The sequence below is a fragment of the Streptomyces bobili genome, assembly GCF_002154575.1.
GTDB classification, from domain to species: domain Bacteria; phylum Actinomycetota; class Actinomycetes; order Streptomycetales; family Streptomycetaceae; genus Streptomyces; species Streptomyces bobili.
Genome location: NZ_MUBA01000279.1, coordinates 1 through 6,820 on the forward strand (window position 1 = coordinate 1; position 6,820 = coordinate 6,820).

A 6,820-nucleotide genomic window follows, 5' to 3' on the forward strand; every position below is an offset into this window, starting at 1 on the left:
GAGGACGTCGAGGTCGCGCAGGCAGATCAGCTCGGCGTCTGCGGGGACTCGGCACATCACCGAGCACATCTCGTGCCGGAAATCCCGGACCTCGTCCGCGAGAATCCCGCCCTGGTGTACGGCGGGCATGACGGGAAGGCGGGTGGAGGTCTCGTGGGCGGCGGACACGTACGGCAGCTGGAGTTCGGCCCCGACCAGCTTCCGGCTGTCCGGGGCGAAGCGGAAGACGTCGGGCGTGTCCCACAGCCAGTGCCGGCTGCCGAAGGTGTCTACGACGAACCGCTCACGCTCGCTCACGTCCGCGTACCGCGCGAGATCCACGGAGTCGCCGGTGAAGCGGGGAGTGATGGGAAGCGGATCGGCCGTCACTGTTGCGCGCCAGTCGCCGTCGAACGTCAGGTTCATGGTCCTACTTGTCTCATCCGGTCTGCGTTGCCGCAGCCATGTAACCGTCCCCGCGTCAGTGCGGGGCTTTCCTCAGGGAAGAGGAAAGCCCGTTGTGTGTCGGTGATATGCAGCAGGCAGGGCGGGGCAATGGGACACCCTAGTGCCTTCTATTGGAACAGGAGGCGGTCGCGTACCGACAGGTGGGGCGTCAATTGAATCTCCAGGGTCCCCGTGCACTCGCCGGTCTGGAAATCGATGAGAATGTGCTTGGCCGACTGGCCTGAGGTGAAGGAAAGGCGTGTTGCGCTTTCGCGGAAGATATCCATCATCTCGATTCCCTGATCGTTCACCCATCGGATCCTCACCGACCTCGCCAGCGCGTCGTAGGAAAAAATGAGAGATTGTCCGGAATTATCCCGGAAGGTGAGAGTCCGTGCGCCACTCTCGTCCGAGTCAGGCCACTCGCCGACGGCCTCGTAGACCTCTTCGTCGTCGGGGGTGAGGAACTCTCGGTACACGTCCACCTTCACTTTCCGGTGTACGGCGGCCAGTGATCCAGGCTGCCGTGGATGCTGACGTTCGGGCCACTGCCGCGGAAGATGACTGTGGAGAGCCTGTGCCCGCCGTCCGGCAGGATCTCCCAGGTGCTCTCGACGCCAAGTGCGCCGTGCGGGCCGTGGAGAACAGACTCAGTCACGCCGAACTCGCCGCTTCCGCCGGGCCACTCCTTGCTGAAGGTGCGCCCGAAGGGCTGCTGGGCGGCATTTGACAGATGATCGGTGACATATTGCCGCATCTCTGGAGTGTCCGGTATGCCGATACGGTGGAGCTGCAGTTCGTTCTGGAGCGCCCTCGGGGAGTTGTGCGAGTCCTGCTTGATGTCCTTGTTGAACAGGTAGTCGAGCTTTCGGGAATCGATCTCCGCGTTTCCTCCCTTGTCTTGGTAGGGAGAAAGGCCCAGTGGGTCCGTCCAGGTGTGCGGGTTGTGGACATAGGCGGCCGGGTTGGGCGCGGGAGCGAGGCCCAGCGGATCCGGGGTGAGATAGCGGGCCGTGGCGGGGTCATAGTGCCGGAAGAGATTGTAGTGGAGGCCGGTTTCGGGGTCGTGGTACTGGCCGGGAAAGCGGAGGGGCGTGTAGGCGGTGCTGTTCCGGTTCCAGGCGGTGGTGCCCCAGAGGGTGGACCGGGCGCGCCAGGCGATGTCCCCGTTCTCGGCGACCAGTTCGGTCGGGGTTCCGACGAGGTCCGTGACAATGGCGAAGAAGCGGCGGTCGATCTCCTGCTGACCCTCGTCGCGGGAGAGGATGCGTTCGGTCTGGGCGAGGGGAGCCGAGCCGCGATGGTCCCAGGTGAGTGCCACGATGTTCGGCAGGCCATGGGAGTCGGTTGTCTGTTCGCATAGGACCATGCCGTCCCAAGTGAAGCGGGTTTCCTCCAGGACGGTCTCACCATCGTCCGAGAGACGCTGCTTGGCGATGCGGCGGCCCAGCGGGTCGTATCGGTACTTCCAGAGGGTGCCGTCCGGCGTGACGACGGAGGTGAGCCGGCTCTCGGCATCCCACGCGTAACGCCATGTCTGCGGCTTGTGGGACAGGCGGGTCCGCTGCTTGAGGACCACGCGCCCGAGACGGTCGTGTTCGAAGCGGCTGTTGCCGGCACGGCTGATCGTGGTGCCGGTGTACGTGCGAGGACCGGTTGCCTCGTGGTCCGGATGCGTGGAGGGCCAGGAGGCTTCGGTCTGATTGCCGGCGAGGTCGTAGGCGTAGCGTTCCGTCCAGCCGTGGGCGTTGACGGCGGTGACCCGGCCGGCGTTGTCGAGTTCGAAGGACCTGGTGCCGGACAACTCGTCGGCCACGGAGGTGAGGTGACCGTCGGCACGGTAGGTGTACGTACGGCTGTTCAGGGCCTGTCCGCCGGCCGTGACGTACTGGGCGCAAACTCTGCCGACTTCGTCCCGGACGGATGACAGCGTCATCGTGTCGCCGTAGGAGCGCGACACCTCGCGGTCTGCGGCGTCATGGGTGAAGTCGACGTGATGGCCGCTCGCGGCCATCACGTCGAGGCGGCCTGCCACGTCATAGGCGTACGTGGTGACATGGCCGGTCGGGGTCACGCGTCGAGTTCGGCGGCCCAGCGCGTCGTACATGTAGGTGATGGCGCGGCCGTCGACGAGTTCCGTCTTGAGCAGGCCGCGCCTGTCGTACTGGCGGATCAGGTCTCCGTCCGGGCCGGACGCCTGCAAGAGGCGTCCCGACACGTCGTACGCGTAGGTGGTGGTCCTGCCTCCTGCGTCCTTCCTGATCATTCGGCCGAGCTGGTCGTGCTCCAGGGTGAGGACGCCACCGAGGGCATCGGTCCGGGACGTCAGTTGCCCTGCGGCATCGAGACGGTAGTTGAGGGTCCGTCCGTCGAAGTCGGTTTCCGACACAAGGCGGCCAGCCGCGTCGTGCTCGTAACTCCACGAGAGCCCTTGGGGATTGGTCACCCGGGCCAGGCGCAGGAAGGCGTCGTGCTGGAACTCGTAGCGGGAGCCGTCTGGTTGGGTGCGGGAGGCGAGGAGGTCGAAGTGGGTGTAGTCGAAGCGGGTCACTCCCTCGGCCAGGTCGGTGTGGGTGAGGCAGTTGCCCTCGCCGTCGTAGGTCCATGACTCGGTCGCGCCGTCCGGGGCGGTTCGGCGGGCGAGATTGCCGTCCGCGTCCCAGGTGAAGTGGGTGACTCCGTCGGCCGGGTCGGTGATGCGTACGACTCTGCCGAGGGCGTCGCGGCCCAGTCGGGTGACTCCGCCGGCCGGGTCGGTGACCTCCGTCGGCAGGCCCGCGCCGTCGGGGACCATCCGCGTCGTGGCGCCGAGGGCGTCGGTGACGGAGGTGAGGCGGCCGTGCTGGTCGTACCCGTAGGAGGTGGTGTGTCCGGCCTGCTCCGTGACCGAGGTGCGGTTGCCGTGCTCGTCGTATGCGTATGTCGTGCGATGCCCGTCGGGCCCGGTCACCTCCACCGGCAGGCCGAACGGGCCGCGCACGGTACGCAGCACGCTCCCGTCGGGCCGGGTGGCGGACACCACCCGGCCCGACTCGTCGTAGGTGTAGACGGTGGTGCGTCCGAGCGGGTCGGTGCGGGTGAGCAGGTTGCCGTGGGTGTCGAAGGTGGAGCGGGTGGTGTGGCCGAGGGGGTCGGTAGAGGCGATCACCCGGCAGTGGTCGTCGATGACGTGGCGGGTGGTGTGCCCGGCGGCCGTGGTGAGGGTGGTGGTGCGGTGGCCGGTTTCGGGGTCGGGTTCGGTGTAGGTCAGGGTGATCTGGATGTGGCCGGCCTCGCCGCCTTCGGCCACGACGCGGTGGCGGTCGTCGTAGACGTAGTCGTAGCGGCTTGCGTTGGAGTCGATCCAGGCGATGACGCGGTGGCGGTCGTCGTACACGAAGGTGGTGGTGGCGCCGGAGGGCTTGGTGACGGTGGTGAGGTTGCCGTCCTGGTAGCCGTAGTTCATCAGGGGCAGGTCCGTGCCGTCCTCGCCTGCGCCGGCCAGGGACAGGGCGGTGACCAGGCCATCGGCGGTGGTGAACCTCACCTGGTGGCCCGCCGAGTGGACGAGGGCCAGCGGCAGGCCGTCCTCGCCGCGGTCGACGGTGATCGTGTGGCCGTTGCGTTCGGTGACGGTCGACAGCCAGGCCGTGCCGTCGTCGCCCGGTTCGCTGCCGGGCGGGGCGGTGAAGTGGCGGGTCAGGCCGGTGTCGGTGTCGGTGAGCGTGTAGTCGCCTTCGGCGTCCCGGGCCAGCAGGGTGCGGGTTCTGCCCGATTCCGGTGTGGTCGGCGCGCCGGGGACCGGGTGGGGGTAGGTGATCAGGAGCCCGTCGGCGGTGATGTGAAGGACGCCGATGGCGTCGATCTGCAGGCGCTCGTCGACGGTGGACGTCCAGGCGGGCCCCAGGAAGCGGCCGGCCGTGGCGCCGGACTCGGTGCGGCGGGTGAAGACCAGCGGCAGAATGCCAGGGATCTCGAGGTCGGTCTGGGGCAGGAACATCCGGCCCGAGGCGAGGTCCACCGGGTCGGTGCCGTCGGTGGTGCGCCCGCCGTCCGGCCGGTTGTGCGTCCCGTCCGGGGCGTCGTCGACCAGATTACGCAGCCGCGCCGCGTCGGCGGCCTCCTCGGCGACGCGGATGCCCTTCACCGCGGCGCCGCCGCCACCGGTGGCGGCGGTCAGCGCGAGGTCCGGGAGCAGGCGGCCGAAGCCCTCGGCCGGGTCCTTCATGAAGTCGCTGATCATCTGCTTGCCGGTGCCGACCGGGTCGTTGGCGGCGACCACCAGTCCTGCGGCCAGGCTGTTGAGGGACGTGGCGTACTCGGCCGGGTGCGTGATGTTGTACGGGTCCAGCGGGTTGACGCTGCGGACGAAGTTGAGCAGCCCCGCCGTGCCCTTGATGATGCCGCCGCCCACATGGTCGCCCATGATCTGCAGCTCCTGGAAGCCGTCGCCCAGTTGCTCGGTGTACGAGGGCTTCTCCGGAGCCATGTCGCGGGCCGCGCGGACCGCCGTACGGGCCGTCTCCGCCGCCGAGTTCCGCTGCTTGCGGGCCTCGGCGAGGATGTCCTGGGCCTCCTTCATCAGCTTCTTGCCGGGGTCGTCGAACGTGGGCGCGGGGCACGGAGGAAGCGTGGACGGGTCGCGTTTGTCGGAGGGCTGGGCGTTGTAGCGGTCGACAGCACTGTTGTAGTCGTCGACCTTCTTGCGGTGGGCGTCGGCGGCGTTCTCGGACGCCTTGACGCCCGCCTTCCACTTGTCGATCGCCGCCTGCGCCTGCCCCTGCGCCCAGGTGACGGTGTCGGCGAACGCCTCCAGCGCGCCGACGGCCTTCGTGCAGGCGTCGGCGGCGTTGTACCACTTGGGCGGCTGGGTGCTCACCGCGGTGCGCAGCGCCTCGGCCGTCTCGCCCTTGAGCCGGGCCGGGTCCATGCCCTTGAGGCCGTCGCCGGTGCTGTCGAATGCCTTCTGGAACGCCTTGAGTTTGGTGGCGGTCGCGCTGATCTCGCTGGGGCTGCCGTAGATCAGCTTGGTCTTGTCCTCGGTCTGCCCGAGGTCCATCTCGTCGACCTCGGCGCCCATCCGGTTGGCGACCGAACGGGACTGCTCGCGCACCCAGTCCGCGCCGGACTCCCAGCCGACGTCGTCCAGCCGGTCGGCGGTCCAGTTGCCCGCGTCCTCGACCCGGTTGCCGACCCACTCGGTGCCGTCCTCGACGAAGTCCTCGACCGAGTCCGGCGTGATGTCGCTGATGAAGTCGCCGATACCCACAGTCAGTTCCCCCCGGACTCACCCTGCTGTTGCTGTTGCTGTTGCTGTTGCTGGGCGCGTTCCTCCGGCGACGGGCCGAAGGTGTCGTCCAGCGCCTGGTTCCACTGGTCGTCGGAGATGCCGAACGCGTCGTTGAGCATCTCCGACTGCTGGCCGCCCCGGCCCTCGGTCAGGACGGTACGGCCGGTGTCCTTCCAAGTCTGTTCCATCTCCTCGCCGGCCTTGTCCCACGACTCGGCGCTCCAGTCCGGGTTCAGAGCGTCCGGCGTGAAGATGTCGCCCCAGTCCTGCTTGGCGATGTCCTCCTCGCCGGCGTGAGGGTTTCCGCCGAACAGGGAGTTGGCGCCCACCTTGAGAGTGCCCGCGACGTACTGGTCGTGCTCCCACAGGGTGCCCGCCGCCAGGCCGAGGCGGTTCGCCAGTTCGCTGGCGTCGTGCACCAGCGCGCGCACACCCCATTCCCAGCGCTCGCAGAAGTCCTCGAAGTCGACCGAGAGGCCGTGGTGCCCGGCCTCCATCCCCGTCATCGCCAGCTCCGAGAAGCCCTTGCCCATGATCGAGCCGGTCGCGCCGCCGAGTTCACCGAGTTCGTCGATCGTCGCGCCCACGCCCTGCGTGAACTTGGCGACGGACGCCTTGTCGAGATTGATGTCCGTACCGTCACCGCTCATGTCGCGTCCCCTCCTCCGCCTCACCGGCATCGACGGCGACCGCCTCCGGAACGATGCCGATGACCGGCGGGAAGAACATCGAACCGTCCTCGGTGGCGATGTCGACGGCCAGACCGGCGGGCTCGCCCAGCGCGGGCACGATCTCGTCGACGATGCGCGCCCCGAGCAGCGCCGCGTACTCCATCGGCTGGTCACCGGGCCCGTGATGCAGGGCGAACCTGGCCAGCGCGGCCTCGTCCGTGAACCCGCAGATCCACCGCACCCCGCCCGAACGCACCGACCACAGCCCTCCGTCGGCCACCGGCACCAGCNNTCCCCATCTGCGCTCGGCGATGCGCTCGGCGAGCGCGGCCTTGGGCTGCTGCACGGTTCCTCCCCGGTCGTGAGTCTGGTCGTCAGTCTGTCGTGAGTGACTGATGGCACCGTAGAACAGGACGCGGGGGAGGGTGGGGGCGGTTCTGGCGAAGGTGTGTGG

At 68.4% G+C, this 6,820-nt stretch carries 4 protein-coding genes and 1 pseudogene; all 5 read right to left on the reverse strand.

From position 1 onward, the window contains the following. Positions 1-405 (reverse strand): annotated as a pseudogene (locus BZL64_RS22555) (hypothetical protein); the annotation flags it as partial. A gap of 149 nt (positions 406-554) precedes the next feature. Then, the gene (locus tag BZL64_RS22560; RefSeq protein WP_086771020.1) at positions 555-905 is read right to left on the reverse strand and encodes a hypothetical protein; all 351 of its coding nucleotides are present in this window, start codon (positions 903-905) and stop codon (positions 555-557) included. An 8-nt stretch (positions 906-913) separates the two neighbouring features. After that, positions 914-5,674: a putative T7SS-secreted protein gene (locus tag BZL64_RS22565; RefSeq protein WP_086771017.1), complete on the reverse strand. Its 4,761-nt coding sequence runs from the start codon at positions 5,672-5,674 to the stop codon at positions 914-916. 2 nt (positions 5,675-5,676) lie between these two features. Further along, a complete protein-coding gene (locus BZL64_RS22570; RefSeq protein ID WP_086771018.1) occupies positions 5,677-6,345 on the reverse strand; it encodes a hypothetical protein in 669 nt (222 codons plus the stop codon). Then, on the reverse strand, positions 6,335-6,712 hold the full coding sequence (locus BZL64_RS22575) for a hypothetical protein (protein ID WP_086771019.1): 378 nt from the start codon (positions 6,710-6,712) through the stop codon (positions 6,335-6,337). The genes BZL64_RS22570 and BZL64_RS22575 overlap by 11 nt, the downstream gene beginning before the upstream one ends. Positions 6,713-6,820: the final 108 nt, after the last annotated feature.